Below are 16,234 nucleotides of genomic sequence, written 5' to 3' on the forward strand. Positions count from 1 at the left end.
CAGCGAACCTGGACCGTCTGCCATCGAAGCCGGACCGCGGATCCGTCCGGCAGTGCGGCTTCGACGGCACCGGACAGCCCACGTCTCCGAGCAGCTCGGGGCTGACCGGCGCGGGGTCACGAATCCGTCATGCGTCAGGTGGGCTTCGCCGGGCAGAGTGCGTGAGCCGTTCCGCGAGAGCCTCGACGAGGCCGCGGAGCTCATCCGGACGTTCGATGACGAAGGGCCGGTCCAGCGAGGCGAGTACAGCAGGCAGCCAGTCGAGCCGGTCCACCCGCAGCTCGACACGTGACCAGCGCTCGGTCTCCGGATCTGCGCTGCTCGGGGACGGCAGTTCCTCCACGATCGCGACGCCGGCGGGAAGCCGGGTGTGGATCTGCTCGGCCGTCCCCTGGACCCGCAGGGTCACCTCATGCCGGTACGGAGCCGTCGCGAGACCTGTCAGAACGCGCTCCGCCGGGTCGAGTCCGGCAGGTGGTTCGAACGAGCCGGGCAGGGTCCTCACACCGGTGATCCGGTCCAGCCGGAACGTCCGGTCCTCGCCCGTCGTGAGATCCGCAGCCGTTACGTACCACCTGCCCGAGTGGGCGACGACCCCGTACGGGTGCAGTGTGCGTTCGCTGCGCCGGCCGTCGGCGGCGGTGTACCCGATCGAGATCGGCCGGTGATGGTTCACCGCGTCGGCGATCGGGAGCAGGACCCCGGAGTCCGGGGCGACTGTCTCGCCGGGTGGAGCCGTGAAGGCAAGGGACCCGAGCACGGCGTCGAGCCTGAGGCTCAGCCGCTCGGGCAGCACTCGCCGGATCTTGGCCGCCGCCGTCTCACCTGCCGTGCCCGTGGCCGTGGTCAAGCCGGTCCGCCGACCCGCGACCAGACCGAGCAGCACGGCGAGTGCCTCGTCGTCGCTCAGCATGAGCGGAGGCATGCGGTAGCCGGGGGCGAGCCGGTAGCCGCCGTAGCGGCCGCGTACCGACTCGACGGGCACGTCGAGGTCGACGAGGTGGCCGGCATAGCGCCGCACGGTGCGTTCGTCGACGTCGAGCCGGTCGGCGAGTTCGGTCACGGTCCGGATGCCGCCCGACTGCAGGAGTTCCAGCAGGGTGAGCACGCGAGCAATGGGTCGAGGCATGCCCAGAAGTCTCCCGCACATACCGGGCGGATTCCGCCCGGTATTCGACGTAGCGTGCACTCGGAAACACCGACCGACCAGGGAGAGAACCCATGGACTTCGTCTCTGTCCGCATCATCACGGGCGACGTCGCCCGCCTCGTCGACTTCTACGAGCGTGCCACCGGAGTAACTGCCGACTGGTCCAACGAGGACTTCGCCGAGCTCAGGACCACCTCCGCCACCCTCGCGATCGGCAGCACCCGCACCGTCCCTCTGTTCGCGCCCGGCTCCGCCCGCCCGGCCGACAACCACAGCGTCATCCTCGAATTCCTTGTCGACGACGTGGACAGCGTGCACAAGAACCTGACCGGCTTCGTTGAGGACTTCGTCAACGAGCCCACCACCATGCCCTGGGGCAACCGCGCGCTCTTGTTCCGCGACCCCGACGGCAACCTCGTCAACTTCTTCACCCCCGTCACCCCGTCCGCCATCGAGAAGTTCGCCCGCTGAGGGTCGACCTGCTGCTCGCGGACGGGGGCCCTCCCCGTGCCGCTCTAGCCCTTCGGCGCCCCCAACCGCAGCAGGTGCTCGCGCCCCGCGGCCAGCATCCCCGGCAGGTCCGCCGCCCCCGGGTGCCAGCGCTTCTCGTACTCCCAGCAGACCCAACTGTCCGCGTCGAGCGTGTCCAGGCACGCCCGCAGTGGCAGAACTCCCGCCCCCAGGGCCACCGGAGTGGTGTCCTCGGCCGAGGCGATGTCCTTCACCTGTACGTATCCCAGGTGCGGGGCCAGCACCGCATGGCTCGCCACCGGCTCCTCGCCCGCCAGCCAGGTGTGCATGACGTCCCACAGCGCGCCGATGCTCCCGTGCCCGACCGTGCCGACCACCCGGGCCACGTCGACGCCCGCGCGGTGCGAGTCGTGGGTCTCCAGCAGGACGCGTACGCCCAGGTCGGCGGCGTACGGCGCGGCGGCGGCCAGCCGGCGAGCGGCCGTGGCGTCGGCGGCGTCGTGCTCCTGGTCGCCGCCGCCCGGGAAGACCCGGACGTTTGATGCGCCCAGGTCATGGGCCAGCTCGATCAGCCCGGCGAGTTCGTCCAGCACCGGCTGGTCGTCGCCCTCGGCGGCCACCCGCACATACCCGGCCACGGTCAGGATCTCGACCCCGCCCCGCTTGAACTCATCGGCGACGGCGGCCCGTTCGGCCTTCGGGAGGCCGGGGTGCACCGGCTCCTCGGGGTGGGCGCGCAGCTCCACTCCCTGGTAGCCGTGCTCGGCGGCCAGCCGGATGACCTCGGCCATCGGCAGGCCCGGAACCCCGAGGGTGGAGAAGGCGAGTTTCACGTGCGTGTTCCTTCCGTCGTTACGTGCCCCTGCACCGTACGGACCGGGGCGCGTCGGGCGCGTACCCCGGTCGGTGCGGTGCGATTCGCGCTGGGCCTGGCGATGCGGTGAGCTCCCGCTTCCCGCGGCCCGACGCGGCCCGGCTCTCATCCCCGGGGCGGGGCCGTCGCGTACCCCGGTCGGTGCGGTGCGACTCGTGCCTGGCCGGGCGATGCGGTGAGCTCCGCTTCCCGCGGCCCGACGCGGTCCGGCTCTCACCCCCGGGGCGGGGCCGTCGAACCGCGCACCATCAGCTCCGCGGCGATCGTCGCGATGCCGCCCGGCGGCGGGGCCTCCTTGCCGGTCGCCAGCCGGCCCGCCCGGGCCCCCGCCTCGAAGAGCGGCAGCCGTACGGTCGTCAGGGCCGGGACCACGTCCACGGAGAACGGCAGGTCGTCGAAGCCCGCCACCGAGATGTCCTCGGGGATGCGCAGCCCGCGGTCGCGGATCGCCGCGGTGGCGCCCAGGGCGACCGTGTCGTTCGCCGCGACCACGGCGGTGATCCCCGGTTCGCGGCGCAGGAGTTCGACCGTGGCGTCGTAGCCGGAGCGCCGGTCGTAGGAGCCGTGCACGGTGAGCCGGTCCTCGTCGCCCACGATCCCCACGGCCTTCATCGCGTCGCGGTGGCCCTCCAGCCGGTGGCGGGTCGTGGTCCGCTCCACCGGGCCCGCGACATAGCCGATGTCGCGGTGGCCCAGCGAGAGCAGGTGCTCGGTGAGACGCCGGCCGCCGCCGCGGTTGTCGAAGGCCAGCGCGGCCACCACGGAGGTGTTGTCGGCCAACGGGGGGCGCCCGCACAGGACCACCCGCGTTCCCGCGTCCGCGAGCTTCGCCAGCTTCGCGGAGACCGCGGCCTGGTGGGCCGGGTCCTCGACCGCGCCGCCGGTGAGGACGACGGCGGCGGCGCGCTGGCGCTGGAGCAGGGTCAGGTAGGTGAGCTCGCGCTCGGGGGTGCCACCGGTGTTGCAGACGATCGCGAGCTTCTCGCCGCCCGCCCGGCCCGAACCGTCGCCCGGGCCGCCGATCTCCGTCTGGGCCGCGCCCGCCATGATCCCGAAGAACGGGTCGGCGATGTCGTTGACCAGGATCCCGATCAGGTCGGACGTGGCCGCAGCGAGCGAACTCGCGGGCCCGTTGAGCACGTAGTCCAGGTCGTCCACCGCACGCAGGACCCGCTCCCGAGTGGACGCCGCCACAGGGTAGTTGCCGTTCAGCACGCGGGAGACGGTGGCCGGGGACACCCGGGCGCGAGCCGCCACGTCCGCCAGGGTGACTGTCATCGCATTCCTCCGAGGAGTGATGAGGGGGATGGGCCCGAACCAGGAGTGGACCAAACCAATCAGCGCGCCCCCTCTTGTCCAGGCCGCTGTCGGCAGGCTAGCGTCATACCGCATAGAAAGCGCTTGCTACGGCTGTATGGAGGAACTTTCGTGACACGCAGGACAGTGCGCATCGCCATGAACGGCGTCACGGGTCGCATGGGATACCGGCAGCACCTGGTGCGCTCGGTCCTCGCGATCCGCGAGCAGGGCGGCCTCGATCTCGGCAACGGCGACGTGCTGTGGCCCGAGCCGGTCCTCGTCGGCCGCCGCGCCCACGCGCTGGAGGCACTCGCCGAGCAGCACGGCCTGACCGAGTGGTCGACCGACCTGGACGCGGTCCTCGCCGACGACACCATCGACATCTACTTCGACGCGCAGGTCACCTCGGCGCGCGTCGAGGCGATCAAGAAGGCCATCGCGGCGGGCAAGCACATCTACACCGAGAAGCCCACCGCCACCGACGTCGAGGGCGCCCTCGACCTCGCCCGCCTCGCCCGCGACGCCGGAATCAAGCACGGCGTCGTCCAGGACAAGATCTTCCTGCCGGGCCTGCTCAAGCTGAAGCGCCTCATCGACGGCGGCTTCTTCGGCGAGATCCTCTCCGTGCGCGGCGAGTTCGGCTACTGGGTCTTCGAGGGCGACTGGCAGGAGGCCCAGCGTCCCTCCTGGAACTACCGCGCGGAGGACGGCGGCGGCATCGTCGTCGACATGTTCCCGCACTGGGAGTACGTGCTCCACGAGCTGTTCGGCCGGGTCACCACCGTCCAGGCGCACGTCCAGACGCACGTTCCCGAGCGCTGGGACGAGCACGGCAAGCCGTACGCCGCGACCGCGGACGACTCCGCGTACGGCATCTTCCAGCTGGAGGGCGGCGCGGTCGCCCAGATCAACTCCTCCTGGACGGTCCGCGTCAACCGTGACGAGCTCGTCGAGTTCCAGGTCGACGGCACCCACGGCTCCGCCGTCGCGGGCCTGCGCAACTGCCGTGTCCAGCACCGCTCGGCGACCCCCAAGCCGGTCTGGAACCCGGACCTCCCGGTCACGGAGTCCTTCCGCGACCAGTGGCAGGAGGTCCCCGACAACGCGGTCTTCGACAACGGCTTCAAGGCCCAGTGGGAGCTGTTCCTCCGCCACATCGTGCTCGACGAGCCGTACGCCTGGGACCTGATGGCCGGAGCCCGCGGCGTCCAGCTCGCCGAGCTCGGTCTCAAGTCCTCCGCCGAGGGCCGCCGCTTCGACGTGCCGGAGCTGACCCTGTGACACAGCGCCCGATCCCCGTCGCACCGGAGCTGACCGCATGACGATCCACCTCCCGCAGGGGCCGTACGAGCCCCGCACCACCCCGCTCGACCTCGCCCCCGGCGGAGCGCCCCTGGCCTCCCGTACGGTCTTCTCCGCAGCCCACGTCGTAGCGGACCCCTACGCCGACATCAGCCCCGACTCACCGGCCGCCGTCGACTGGGACGCCACCCTCGCCTTCCGCCGCCACCTCTGGTCGCACGGCCTCGGTGTCGCCGAGGCGATGGACACCGCCCAGCGCGGCATGGGCCTGGACTGGGCCGGCGCGGCCGAGCTCATCCGCCGCTCGGCCGCGGAGGCCAAGTCCGTCGGCGGTGCCATCGCCTGCGGCGTCGGCACCGACCAGCTCCCCGCCGGCCCGGCCACGCTCGCCGAGGTGCGTTCCGCGTACGAGGAGCAGCTCGCCCTCGTCGAGGAGAGCGGCGCCCAGGCCATCCTGATGGCCTCGCGCGCCCTCGCCGCCGCGGCGAAGAGCCCGCAGGACTACCTGGACACGTACGCGCATCTCCTGCGCCAGGCCACGGAACCGGTCGTCCTGCACTGGCTCGGCCCGATGTTCGACCCGGCGCTGGACGGCTACTGGGGCTCCACCGACCTGGACGCGGCGACGGACACCTTCCTCCAGGTCATCGCCGAACACCCCGACAAGGTCGACGGCATCAAGATCTCGCTTCTCGACGCGGAGCGCGAGATCGACGTCCGCCGCCGCCTCCCGAGCGGGGTGCGCTGCTACACCGGGGACGACTTCAACTACCCCGAGCTGATCGCCGGCGACGACCGCGGCTTCAGCCACGCCCTGCTCGGCATCTTCGACCCGCTCGGCCCGCTGGCCGCGCACGCGGTACGGGTCCTGGACACCGGAGACACCAAGGGCTTCCGCGAACTCCTCGACCCGACGGTCGAGCTGTCCCGCCACCTCTTCCAGTCGCCCACCCGCTACTACAAGACCGGCGTGGTGTTCCTCGCCTGGCTGGCCGGCCACCAGGACCACTTCACGATGGTGGGCGGCCTGCACTCGGCCCGCTCGCTGCCGCACCTGGCGAAGGCGTACGAACTGGCCGACCGCCTGGGCCTGTTCCCCGACCCGGAACTGGCCGAGTCCCGGATGCGCGCCCTGATGACCGTGCAAGGAGGCACCCGATGAGCGACGGCAGGCTCTCCATCAACCAGGAGACCATCAAGCAGTGGTCGCTGCCCGAGCTGGCCGAAGGCTGCGCCAAGGCGGGCGTCGACAAGGTCGGTCTGTGGCGCGCCCCGGTTCAGGAGTACGGCGTCGAGCGCACCGCAGCCCTCCTCGCCGACCACGGGCTCACCGTCACGAGCCTCTGCCGGGGCGGCTTCTTCACCGCCCTCGACCCGGCCGAGCGGGCCCGCGCCCTGGACGACAACCGCGCGGCGCTCGACGAGGCGGCGGGCCTGTCCACGGACACCCTGGTGCTGGTCTCGGGCGGCCTCCCGGAGGGCAGCAAGGACCTGTACGGCGCCCGCGAACGCATCGCGGACGCACTGGCCGAACTGGCCCCCTACGCGGCCGAACGAGGCGTACGCCTGGCCATCGAACCGCTGCACCCGATGTTCGCCTCGGACCGCTGCGTGGTCTCCACCCTGTCCCAGGCCCTGGACATCGCGGAACGTTTCCCGGCCGAGCAGGTCGGCGTGGTCGTCGACACGTACCACCTCTGGTGGGACGACCAGGCCCCCGCCCAGATCGCCCGCGCGGGCGCGGCAGGCCGCATCCACTCCTTCCAGCTCGCCGACTGGATCACCCCGCTCCCGGCGGGCGTCCTGCTGGGCCGCGGCCAACTCGGCGAAGGTAGCGTGGACTTCCGAGCCTTCCGCACGGCGGTGGAGGCCACCGGCTTCGACGGCCCGATCGAGGTGGAGATCTTCAACGAGGACCTGTGGGCGCGCGACGGCGCGGAGGTCCTGGCAGAGGTCGCCGCCCGGTATGTGGAGCACGCCTGCTGACGCCGTGACCGGGCGGTTTCCGCCGCCCCCGACTCCGGAGGCAAAAAGATTGCCCCGGCGTGCAACCCTTCCGCGCCCTGCCGTGTCGTATGTGTAGTCAGGAGCTTCCGGGGAGTGGTCCGGGGGGATCGGGAGGCGCCTGACAGGGGGAGAGTGAGAGGGGCTCGGTCGAGAGACCGGGCCCCGTTTCGCTGTTCGGGTACTCGACGAGTCGACCCCGAACAGGTCAGGGCAGGTGAGTCAGGGCGTGCGCATCAGATTGCGGAGGTTGCCGACCAGTGCGTTGATGTCGCGTTCGGCCGGCTTCACGGCGGTGGCGTCCGAGGTGTCGCCGGTGGCCTGGGAAGGCGCGCGGCAGGCGCGGCAGAGGCCGTCGGGGAGCGCTTCGGGTGGGCCGGGTACGCCGCATTCGGTGCACTCCATCATCATGCGGCGAACAGGGGCGTCCGGTGCGGGGTGTGATGCCGTGACAGGCAGCTCGGGCGGGACCTTGGCGATGAGCCGACTGCGTACGAAGCCGACGGGGGAGTCGACCTGTGCGGGAAGTCCGGCGGTGAGCGCCCGGGTGAGGTAGTCCGCGTTCACGCCGCGATTCAGCCAGGCGGAAGCCAGCTCTTCGAGTACCGCGCAGTCGGCGGCTGACAGGGCCAGGCGGGGTTCCCCGTAGCCGAGTTGGGCCAGGGCGAGGTACGCGGGTGAGGGGCCGGCCGGGCTGCCCTCGCCAGCGGACCGCTGCTGGGGTACGAGCGGTGCGAGTGGCGCGACGGGTGCGGGTGCGGGCTGCGGGGGCTCGGACGGTTGCACCGGCTCGGCGTGAGCCGTCCGGGCCTCTGCGATCACGGGCTCCTCCGGTGGCGCGGTGGGTTCCGTCGCGGGCAGCGGAACGGTCCATTGGCACCCGGCCTGGGCGAAGGCGTTCCACCACTCGCTGTCGCGTGCGGTACGGGACCAGAACGTTCGGGTGACCCAGCGGCTCTGGCTGTCCGCGTCGACGACCTGGCATCGCACGCGGCGCAGATGACCTGCTGCGCTCAGGGCCCGCAGAGCGCTGCCGACGGCCATCTGGCCGTGCAGGGGAAGCGCCTTGGCCAGCGACTTGACGTCCATGGCGCTTCCGTCGGGAAGCCGGTCGACATATCCGGCGACGTACCGCTCCCGCTCCGGAAGCAGCGCGAAGTCATGTGCGCCGGGCGGACGTTGCTCTGGTGCCGTGCGCTTGCCGTAGCTGGGGTTGGCTTTGGCGTACGGGCGCGAAGCTGCGGGTGTGCGCAGGGCGGAGCTAAGGTTCTCGGTAGCCACGGGGTCGAGTTCCGATCGATCTTGGGGTGAGACCCCGGCCGGTGCGAAGAACACCGCGTCGGGGTCGACTTGTCGAGGGCAACGTATGCAGCCGTGACAGTGAGCCGCAACCTGATCACGAATAGTCACACTTGCTGAGCGTTACGGGTCAGGGCGGTGGGGGAGGGTTTACCCGAACCCTTCTTTCCCTTCCGGATAACTGCATCGCTCGAATCTCGGAGCTTGCCTCTCGACCCTCGAATCTCGGAGCTCAAGCGTCGGGCCCGCGCTCCTTCCCATACCCACGAAAGAGTGAGCGGGTCCGCACTGCGTTCGAAGCTGGAGAGCTCCGAGCTCCGAGCTCCGAGCTCCGAGCTCAACGAGGTCCGGCGCCGGTCGCGGCCGACCACTCTCGTGTCAAGGGCCGGTACGGGGCAGCCACTAGGCTCGCGCTCATGCTGAGACTAGGAATCCCCGTCATCGGTGTCACGGACCTTCCCCGCGCAGTGGCCTTCTGGACCGCGGCGTTGAACCTGGTCGCCGCCGAGGAGCGGAAGAGCGAGACCTGGCGGACGCTCGTTCACCCCGACGGCTCCGCCCGAGCCCTTGGCCTGTTGCGCAGCGCTTCCCCGGTCGAGCCGCACCCCCGTCTCCACCTCGACCTCTTCACGGACACGGCCGAGGAACAACAGGTGGAGGTCCGGCGGCTGGTCGGTCTCGGCGCGCGAACCGTCGACTGGGACCACTACCCGCCCGACCCCGACTTCGTAGTGCTCGCCGATCCGGACGACAACATCTTCTGCGTCGTGGACCTGAGTCACGCGTCGAGCGGTGGCGACAGGCCGACGGTCTGACCCGTCCGGCGCCATCCCGAGGGGGAGTCCCTCACGAAGCGGAGCTGCGCGCCGGGCCCCCGTACGACTCCCGCGCGTCCTCCAGTTCGGGCAGATGCTCCGCCGCCCACGCGCAACAGGCCGCCATCGGTGCGAGCAACGTCCGCCCGAGCGCGCTCAGTTCGTAGTCCACCCGGGGCGGGACGCCGTCGCCGACCGTACGGGTGAGGAGTCCGTCGCGCTCCATCGACCGCAGAGTCTCGGTCAGCACCTTCGGTGTGATGCCGCGCAGCGGGACCTCCAGTTCGGAGAAGCGGCGGGGGCCGTCCTCCAGGCACCTGATGATCTTCGCGGTCCACTTGCCGCCGAGTCGAAGCGGCGAGGTGGCGTGGGAACAGCCCGTGAACATTTCGGGATCAAGTGGTTGGCTCACCCTCGTGAGCGTACGTAACTATCGTTGCGGAAACCATGGGGTGCGGGGCTAGCGTCCGCTGCATCGGCCGGCGGTCCGCAGGCCTTGGTGAGGGGAACCCCATGAGCAGCAGAATCGTCGTTTTCGGAGCGGGCGGACGGGCCGGCAGGCGGGCGGTCGCGGAGGCTGTGGCGCGTGGGCACCAAGTGACCGCGGTGGTGCGGGATCCGGACAAGTACGGGGACCTGGGCGCCGGCGTGAGCGTGGTCGCCGGTGACGTCACCCGGGCGGACAGTGTCGCCGAGGTCGCGGCGGAGCACGACGCGGCGATCAGCGCCGCGGGCCGGCTGGACATGCCCTCGGACGAGTTCTACGTGAGCGTCGCCCACGCCCTGCTGGACGGCCTGGCCCGTGCGGGCGTGGGCCGGCTGGTCCTGATCGGGATCGGAAGCACGCTGGAGACCGCTCCCGGCGTTGCGGTCCATGACGCCCCAGGCTTCCCGGAGGAGGCGCGGGCCTTCTCGCTCGGCCACACCGCGGAACTCGACGTGCTCCGCGCCGCCGAGACGGACATCGACTGGCTGGTCGTCGCCCCGCCGCCCGTGATGCTGGACGACAAGGCCCCGCGCACCGGCCGGTACCGGACGGGCGGCGAGCAGGTGATGGCCGACGGCGCTCCGTCCTTCTCCTACGCGGACCTGGCGGTTGCCCTGATCGACGAGATCGAGACGCCGAAACACCACCGCTCGCTCACCGCGGTGGCGGGCTGACGACAGCCCTGGCTACGGAGCCTCCGGCGTGAACTCCTGGCCGAAGAGGTAGCCGCGCAGGCAGTAGTCGAAGCCCGACTCGTTGAAGAGGTCGGCGTCCTCGCGGCGGCAGTACTCCGCCAGGCCGTCGGCCACGTGCCAGCGCGTGCCGTCGTACCAGAAGACACCGCCCGCGTAGTGGATCGTCCGGCCCGTCGCGGGGTCCGTGAGGTTCAGCGACTCGTAGTTCTCGGGACGGTCGCGGACCAGGGCGACGAGGGAATCGGGGACGCCCTCGTAGAAGGACTCCTGGAGGGCGAAATCGTCCTCGGCGTACAGATTGAGATCCGACTCGTGGTCGAACGTCAGCAGCAGCGCGCGGCCGTCCTCCGCGAAGTACCAGACGGCGGACTGGCCGCCGCGGTCGTTCCACGCCAGGCGTTGTGCGCCTGGCACCGTCACCGGTTCGACCTCGGCGAGCTCGTCCATGACCGTCGCGCGGCGCCGTACTTCCGGGAGGGGAGTCGCCGCCAGGGCATCCCACGTCTTGCTGTTCATGCCCGCAGCGTAACCACCGCCTCTGACAAGCCTGATACGAACGTCCTCGGTGCCTTCTCCGTCGCCTCTTCCGGTCAGCGGGATGGTTCCGGAGACGATGCCTCGTCCGCCGGGTACGTCACCGCGCATGACGGCCGGCTGACCGGCGCTGCGGGTCCGGCGGACGTCCTCTTCCCGCGCGGCCCCCGCGATGTCAGCCCCGCCCGGTACCGTCTCGACCATGTCCACCAGGTCATCCACGACGTCCCCCGCGACATCGTCCACGCCGAACATGGCCGTCCTGGAAGGCGTACTCGAGCGCATCACGTACGCCAACGAGGAGAACGGGTACACGGTCGCGCGCGTCGACACCGGCCGGGGGAGCAACGACCTGCTCACCGTCGTCGGGTCGCTGCTCGGGGCCCAGCCCGGTGAGTCGTTGCGGATGGAGGGGCGCTGGAGTTCGCACTCGCAGTACGGCAAGCAGTTCACGGTCGAGAACTACACGACGATCCTCCCCGCCACGATCCAGGGCATCCGCCGCTACCTCGGCTCCGGGCTGATCAAGGGCATCGGGCCGGTGATGGCGGACCGGATCACCACCCATTTCGGCGTGGACACCCTGGACATCATCGAGCAGCAGCCGAAGCGCCTGGTCGAGGTGCCCGGGCTCGGGCCGAAGCGGACGAAGATGATCGCCGCCGCGTGGGAGGAGCAGAAGGCGATCAAGGAGGTCATGGTCTTCCTCCAGAGCGTCGGCGTCTCGACCTCCATCGCCGTCCGTATCTACAAGAAGTACGAGGACGCCTCGATCTCCGTCGTGAAGAACCAGCCCTACCGGCTGGCCGCCGACGTTTGGGGCATCGGCTTCCTGACCGCGGACCGGATCGCTCAGGCCGTCGGCATTCCGCACGACAGCCCGGAGCGCGTCAAGGCCGGGCTGCAGTACGCGCTGTCGCAGTCCAGCGACCAGGGGCACTGCTTCCTGCCCGAGGAGCGGCTCATCGCGGACGCGGTCAAGCTCCTCCAGGTCGACACCGGGCTCGTCATCGAGTGCCTGGCCGAGCTCGCCGCGGAGCCGGAGGGCGTCGTACGGGAGAAGGTGCCGTCGCCCGAGGGCGGTGAGCCGATCACGGCCGTCTATCTGGTGCCCTTCCACCGGGCCGAGATCGCCCTGGCCGCCCAGGTGCGACGGCTGCTGCGTACGCCGGAGGAGCGGATGCCGGCCTTCGGTGACGTGGACTGGGACGCGGCGCTGAAGTGGCTCGCGGGGCGTACGGGGGCGACGCTCGCGCCCGAGCAGGAGGCCGCCGTACGGCTCGCGCTCAGCCGGAAGGTGGCCGTGCTGACCGGGGGGCCGGGCTGCGGCAAGTCGTTCACCGTCCGGTCGATCGTGGAGCTGGCCCGCGCGAAGAAGGCGAAGGTGGTGCTGGCGGCGCCCACGGGGCGGGCGGCCAAGCGGCTCTCCGAGCTGACGGGTGCCGAGGCCTCCACCGTGCACCGGCTGCTGGAGCTCAAGCCGGGCGGGGACGCGGCGTACGACCGGGACCGTCCCCTCGACGCCGACCTCGTCGTCGTCGACGAGGCCTCCATGCTCGACCTGCTGCTCGCCAACAAGCTGGTCAAGGCCGTGGCGCCCGGCGCCCATCTGCTGCTGGTCGGCGATGTGGACCAGCTGCCCTCGGTCGGTGCGGGGGAGGTGCTGCGGGATCTGCTCGCCGACGGCAGCCCCGTCCCGGCGGTCCGGCTGACGACCATCTTCCGCCAGGCCCAGAAGTCCGGCGTCGTCACCAACGCCCACCGCATCAACTCCGGCGTACCGCCCCTCACCCAGGGGCTCAGCGACTTCTTCCTCTTCGTGGAGGACGAGACGGAGGACGCCGGGGTGCTGGCCGTGGACGTCGCGGCCCGCCGGATTCCGGCCAAGTTCGGGCTGAACCCGCGCCGGGACGTGCAGGTGCTCGCCCCGATGCACCGCGGTCCCGCCGGAGCCGGTCATCTCAACGGGCTGCTCCAGCAGGCCATCACCCCGGGCCGCCCCGATCTGCCCGAGAAGCGGTTCGGCGGCCGGGTGTTCCGCGTCGGCGACAAGGTCACCCAGATCCGCAACAACTACGACAAGGGGGAGAACGGTGTCTTCAACGGCACCGTCGGTGTCGTCACCGCCCTCGACCTGGACGAACAGAAGCTGAGCGTGCTGACGGACGAGGACGAGGAGATCAGCTACGACTTCGACGAGCTCGACGAGCTGTCCCACGCGTACGCCATGACGATCCATCGCTCCCAGGGCAGCGAGTACCCGGCCGTCGTCATCCCCGTGACGAAGAGCGCCTGGATGATGCTCCAGCGGAACCTGCTGTACACCGCCGTGACGAGGGCGAAGAAGCTCGTCGTGCTGGTCGGCTCCCGGCAGGCGATCGGCCAGGCGGTCCGCACGGTTTCCGCAGGCAGACGCTGTACGGCGCTGGATCACCGGCTGCGTGGGGGCGCGGAAGGAGGATCCTCCGAAAAAATGATCGATCAAATCGGTGGGAAACATCACGGAGGTCTTCCGCAACCGCAGTCAAGGGGGCAGGATGAATAAGTTCGCGGCACTCAGTGCCGCGAGTAGGTCCAATGGACGACCCCGAGTGCACTCTCCTGAGCCAAATGGGGGAGGGTGGAGACAGTCAGGGAACCTCGAAGAAGAGGCACTACGTCGGTGAGGGATGACGTGAGCGAGCACACCAGCAACGCTGTAGTACTGCGGTACGGCGATGACGAGTACACCTACCCGGTGATCGACAGCACCGTCGGCGACAAGGGCTTCGACATCGGGAAGCTCCGGGCGAACACCGGTCTGGTGACGCTGGACAGCGGATACGGCAACACCGCTGCCTATAAATCGGCCATCACCTACCTTGACGGCGAGCAGGGCATCCTGCGGTACCGCGGCTACCCCATCGAGCAGCTCGCCGAGCAGTCGACGTTCCTTGAGGTCGCGTACACGCTCATCAACGGTGAGCTCCCGAAGGTCGACGAGCTGTCGGGCTTCAAGGACGAGATCACCCAGCACACGCTGCTGCACGAGGACGTCAAGCGGTTCTTCGACGGCTTCCCGCGCGACGCCCACCCGATGGCGATGCTGTCCTCGGTCGTCAGCGCGCTGTCCACCTTCTACCAGGACAGCCACAACCCGTTCGACGAGGAGCAGCGTCACCTCTCGACGATCCGGCTGCTGGCCAAGCTGCCGACCATCGCGGCGTACGCGTACAAGAAGTCGATCGGTCACCCGTTCGTCTACCCGCGCAACGACCTCGGCTACGTCGAGAACTTCCTGCGCATGACCTTCTCGGTCCCCGCCCAGGAGTACGTGCCGGACCCGGTCGTCGTCTCGGCGCTGGAGAAGCTGCTCATCCTGCACGCGGACCACGAGCAGAACTGTTCGACCTCCACCGTGCGTCTGGTCGGCTCCTCGCAGGCGAACATGTTCGCCTCGATCTCGGCCGGCATCTCCGCGCTGTGGGGTCCCCTGCACGGTGGCGCCAACCAGTCGGTGCTGGAGATGCTCGAGGGCATCCAGGCCAACGGCGGCGACGTCGACAGCTTCATCCAGAAGGTGAAGAACAAGGAGGACGGCGTCCGCCTGATGGGCTTCGGCCACCGGGTGTACAAGTCCTTCGACCCGCGCGCCAAGATTATTAAGGCCGCCGCCCACGACGTGCTGTCCTCGCTCGGCAAGTCCGACGAGCTGCTCGACATCGCGCTCAAGCTGGAGGAGCACGCGCTCTCCGACGAGTACTTCGTCTCGCGCAACCTCTACCCCAACGTGGACTTCTACACCGGTCTGATCTACCGGGCCATGGGCTTCCCGAGCGAGATGTTCACCGTGCTCTTCGCGATCGGCCGCCTTCCGGGCTGGATCGCCCAGTGGCACGAGATGATCAAGGAGCCGGGTTCCCGTATCGGCCGCCCGCGCCAGATCTACACCGGCGAGGTCCTGCGCGACTTCGTCCCGGTCGAGGGTCGCTGACCTCCGGACCACCCCCGCACCACCCCGGCCCCGTTGGCCGGTTGCCTTCGCCCCGACTGCCGCGCTTTCGCACAGAGCGCGGTGTCCGGGGCGATTTGCTTGCCCGGGCATGACTGCGGGGAGGGCTTGGCCGTGAGCGTCCCGCGCGCTGGTCGGCAGGGCGGGAGCGCTCCCGCCGTAAAGCGAGAAGCGCCCCGCCGTCGATCCCCCCACGGGCCGACAACGAGGCGCTTCCCATTTCCCGGAGCGGATTCCCCCCACGGGATCCGGCCGGGCGTTCAGTGGGAGCCGAAGCTCCTGGGTTCCTCGGTACTGCTGGGTCGTACTGGTCCTGCGCTTTTCCTCGTACCGCCTGCGCGTGCCGCCTGCGGTCTGCCGGGGTACGTACGGACGGGAGGGCCGCTCAAAGCTCCCCGGTGCACGTGCCCCGGCCAACGCTTGCCCGGAGCGTCCCCCAAGACCCTCCGACGGACGTCCCCCAAGACGTCCTTGGCGTCGCTCTCTTAGACTCGCGAACCCACCGAATGGTTACCCCTAAACCGGTGTGATCTAAGTCTCTTTGTGGAAATTACGTGAAGGACCGCAGGCGCAGGCTGTTCGTCACGACGAAGACCGAGGAGAAGGCCATCGCCGCTCCCGCAATCATAGGGTTGAGCAGGCCAAATGCCGCAAGGGGTAGAGCAGCAACGTTGTAGCCGAATGCCCAGAAAAGGTTGCCCCTGATGGTGGCCAGGGTACGGCGGGAGAGCCGGATGGCATCGGCTGCCACCTTGAGATCTCCACGAACGAGCGTCAGATCGCTCGCCTCGATCGCGGCGTCCGTACCCGTGCCCATCGCCAGACCGAGGTCCGCGGTGGCCAGTGCCGCGGCGTCGTTGACCCCGTCACCGACCATGGCGACCGAACGCCCATCGGCCTGGAGGCGCTCGATGACGTGCGCTTTCTCCTCGGGAAGCACCTCGGCACGGACCTCGTCGATCCCGACGGCGCGGGCCACGGATTCTGCGACCGCCCGGTTGTCGCCGGTCAGCAGGATCGGTGTCAGGCCGAGCGCGCGGAGGTCGGCGACTGCCTCCGCGCTGGTCTCCTTGACCGCGTCGGCGACTTCGACGGCACCGCGTGCCTCGCCGTCCCAGGCGACCGCGATCGCGGTACGGCCCTGAGCGGCTGCCTCGGTCATCGCGGCCGCCAGTGCGTCGGGCAGGGCGATTCCGGCGTCGGCGAGCAGCCGGGGTCGGCCGACGAGGACCGCGTGGCCCTCGACGATGCCCTGGACGCCGAGTCCGGGGATGTTGGTGAAGTCCTCGGGGGTGGGGAGTGCGGTGCCGGTGC

15 protein-coding genes are annotated in these 16,234 nt (G+C 70.1%); 8 read left to right on the forward strand and 7 right to left on the reverse strand.

Annotation, left to right across the window (positions count from 1 at the left end; genetic code table 11):
* Positions 1-127 precede the first annotated feature (127 nt).
* On the reverse strand, positions 128-1,129 hold the full coding sequence (locus JGS39_RS07495; protein ID WP_219567963.1) for a helix-turn-helix transcriptional regulator: 1,002 nt from the start codon (positions 1,127-1,129) through the stop codon (positions 128-130).
* 92 nt (positions 1,130-1,221) lie between these two features.
* On the opposite strand from JGS39_RS07495, the gene JGS39_RS07500 reads away from it, so the two are divergent.
* Positions 1,222-1,620, forward strand: a complete 399-nt coding sequence (locus tag JGS39_RS07500; protein WP_219567964.1) for a VOC family protein — start codon at positions 1,222-1,224, stop codon at positions 1,618-1,620.
* Positions 1,621-1,664: 44 nt separating this feature from the next.
* Here the strand turns inward: JGS39_RS07500 and JGS39_RS07505 are convergent, their stop codons facing one another.
* Both JGS39_RS07505 and JGS39_RS07510 read right to left on the reverse strand, forming a co-directional pair.
* On the reverse strand, positions 1,665-2,453 hold the full coding sequence (locus tag JGS39_RS07505; protein WP_219567965.1) for a sugar phosphate isomerase/epimerase family protein: 789 nt from the start codon (positions 2,451-2,453) through the stop codon (positions 1,665-1,667).
* Between the two features lie 254 nt (positions 2,454-2,707).
* A complete protein-coding gene (locus JGS39_RS07510; RefSeq protein WP_219567966.1) occupies positions 2,708-3,772 on the reverse strand; it encodes a LacI family DNA-binding transcriptional regulator in 1,065 nt (354 codons plus the stop codon).
* 150 nt (positions 3,773-3,922) lie between these two features.
* Between JGS39_RS07510 and JGS39_RS07515 the strand changes: the two genes are divergently transcribed.
* From JGS39_RS07515 to JGS39_RS07525, 3 genes are read left to right on the forward strand one after another with little or no spacing between them, the layout of a single operon-like run.
* Positions 3,923-5,074: a Gfo/Idh/MocA family protein gene (locus JGS39_RS07515; RefSeq protein WP_219567967.1), complete on the forward strand. Its 1,152-nt coding sequence runs from the start codon at positions 3,923-3,925 to the stop codon at positions 5,072-5,074.
* A 37-nt stretch (positions 5,075-5,111) separates the two neighbouring features.
* On the forward strand, positions 5,112-6,257 hold the full coding sequence (locus tag JGS39_RS07520; RefSeq protein WP_219567968.1) for a dihydrodipicolinate synthase family protein: 1,146 nt from the start codon (positions 5,112-5,114) through the stop codon (positions 6,255-6,257).
* A complete protein-coding gene (locus JGS39_RS07525) occupies positions 6,254-7,081 on the forward strand; it encodes a sugar phosphate isomerase/epimerase family protein (RefSeq protein ID WP_219567969.1) in 828 nt (275 codons plus the stop codon). Before JGS39_RS07520 ends, JGS39_RS07525 begins: the two co-directional genes overlap by 4 nt.
* A 240-nt stretch (positions 7,082-7,321) precedes the next feature.
* Here the strand turns inward: JGS39_RS07525 and JGS39_RS07530 are convergent, their stop codons facing one another.
* Positions 7,322-8,380, reverse strand: a complete 1,059-nt coding sequence (locus JGS39_RS07530; RefSeq protein WP_219567970.1) for a MarR family transcriptional regulator — start codon at positions 8,378-8,380, stop codon at positions 7,322-7,324.
* 434 nt (positions 8,381-8,814) lie between these two features.
* Here JGS39_RS07530 and JGS39_RS07535 point away from each other — a divergent pair, with 434 nt between their 5' ends.
* Positions 8,815-9,213 carry a VOC family protein gene (locus tag JGS39_RS07535; protein ID WP_219567971.1) on the forward strand — a complete coding sequence of 133 codons (399 nt, stop codon included), beginning with the start codon at positions 8,815-8,817 and terminating at the stop codon, positions 9,211-9,213.
* 31 nt (positions 9,214-9,244) lie between these two features.
* On the opposite strand, the gene JGS39_RS07540 is transcribed toward JGS39_RS07535, so the two are convergent.
* On the reverse strand, positions 9,245-9,601 hold the full coding sequence (locus JGS39_RS07540) for a winged helix-turn-helix transcriptional regulator (protein WP_219567978.1): 357 nt from the start codon (positions 9,599-9,601) through the stop codon (positions 9,245-9,247).
* 125 nt (positions 9,602-9,726) lie between these two features.
* Between JGS39_RS07540 and JGS39_RS07545 the strand changes: the two genes are divergently transcribed.
* Positions 9,727-10,374, forward strand: a complete 648-nt coding sequence (locus JGS39_RS07545; protein WP_219567972.1) for an NAD(P)-dependent oxidoreductase — start codon at positions 9,727-9,729, stop codon at positions 10,372-10,374.
* A 12-nt stretch (positions 10,375-10,386) separates the two neighbouring features.
* Here the strand turns inward: JGS39_RS07545 and JGS39_RS07550 are convergent, their stop codons facing one another.
* Positions 10,387-10,911 (reverse strand): hypothetical protein, encoded by a 525-nt coding sequence (locus JGS39_RS07550; RefSeq protein ID WP_219567973.1) that lies wholly within the window; start codon positions 10,909-10,911, stop codon positions 10,387-10,389.
* A gap of 220 nt (positions 10,912-11,131) precedes the next feature.
* Between JGS39_RS07550 and recD2 the strand changes: the two genes are divergently transcribed.
* Together recD2 and JGS39_RS07560 are read left to right on the forward strand one after the other, a co-directional pair.
* On the forward strand, positions 11,132-13,474 hold the full coding sequence (gene recD2, locus JGS39_RS07555; RefSeq protein ID WP_219567974.1) for an SF1B family DNA helicase RecD2: 2,343 nt from the start codon (positions 11,132-11,134) through the stop codon (positions 13,472-13,474).
* Positions 13,475-13,603: 129 nt separating this feature from the next.
* Entirely contained in the window at positions 13,604-14,902 is a 1,299-nt protein-coding gene (locus JGS39_RS07560) for a citrate synthase (protein WP_219567975.1), read from the forward strand.
* A 568-nt stretch (positions 14,903-15,470) separates the two neighbouring features.
* Here JGS39_RS07560 and JGS39_RS07565 read toward each other — a convergent pair.
* The coding region (locus tag JGS39_RS07565; RefSeq protein WP_219567976.1) for a heavy metal translocating P-type ATPase at positions 15,471-16,234 on the reverse strand (764 nt) is incomplete at its 5' end.

The organism is Streptomyces poriferorum, from assembly GCF_019399235.1.
GTDB lineage: Bacteria > Actinomycetota > Actinomycetes > Streptomycetales > Streptomycetaceae > Streptomyces > Streptomyces poriferorum.

Bases quoted from the DNA above. Each gene is read 5' to 3' on its own strand.
- JGS39_RS07540 (WP_219567978.1), bottom strand. From the start codon at position 9,601: ATGTTCACGGGCTGTTCCCACGCCACCTCGCCGCTTCGACTCGGCGGC.
- JGS39_RS07500 (WP_219567964.1), top strand. From the start codon at position 1,222: ATGGACTTCGTCTCTGTCCGCATCATCACGGGCGACGTCGCCCGCCTC.
- JGS39_RS07525 (WP_219567969.1), top strand. From the start codon at position 6,254: ATGAGCGACGGCAGGCTCTCCATCAACCAGGAGACCATCAAGCAGTGG.
- JGS39_RS07535 (WP_219567971.1), top strand. From the start codon at position 8,815: ATGCTGAGACTAGGAATCCCCGTCATCGGTGTCACGGACCTTCCCCGC.
- JGS39_RS07550 (WP_219567973.1), bottom strand. From the start codon at position 10,911: ATGAACAGCAAGACGTGGGATGCCCTGGCGGCGACTCCCCTCCCGGAA.
- recD2 (WP_219567974.1), top strand. From the start codon at position 11,132: ATGTCCACCAGGTCATCCACGACGTCCCCCGCGACATCGTCCACGCCG.
- JGS39_RS07510 (WP_219567966.1), bottom strand. From the start codon at position 3,772: ATGACAGTCACCCTGGCGGACGTGGCGGCTCGCGCCCGGGTGTCCCCG.
- JGS39_RS07495 (WP_219567963.1), bottom strand. From the start codon at position 1,129: ATGCCTCGACCCATTGCTCGCGTGCTCACCCTGCTGGAACTCCTGCAG.
- JGS39_RS07520 (WP_219567968.1), top strand. From the start codon at position 5,112: ATGACGATCCACCTCCCGCAGGGGCCGTACGAGCCCCGCACCACCCCG.
- JGS39_RS07545 (WP_219567972.1), top strand. From the start codon at position 9,727: ATGAGCAGCAGAATCGTCGTTTTCGGAGCGGGCGGACGGGCCGGCAGG.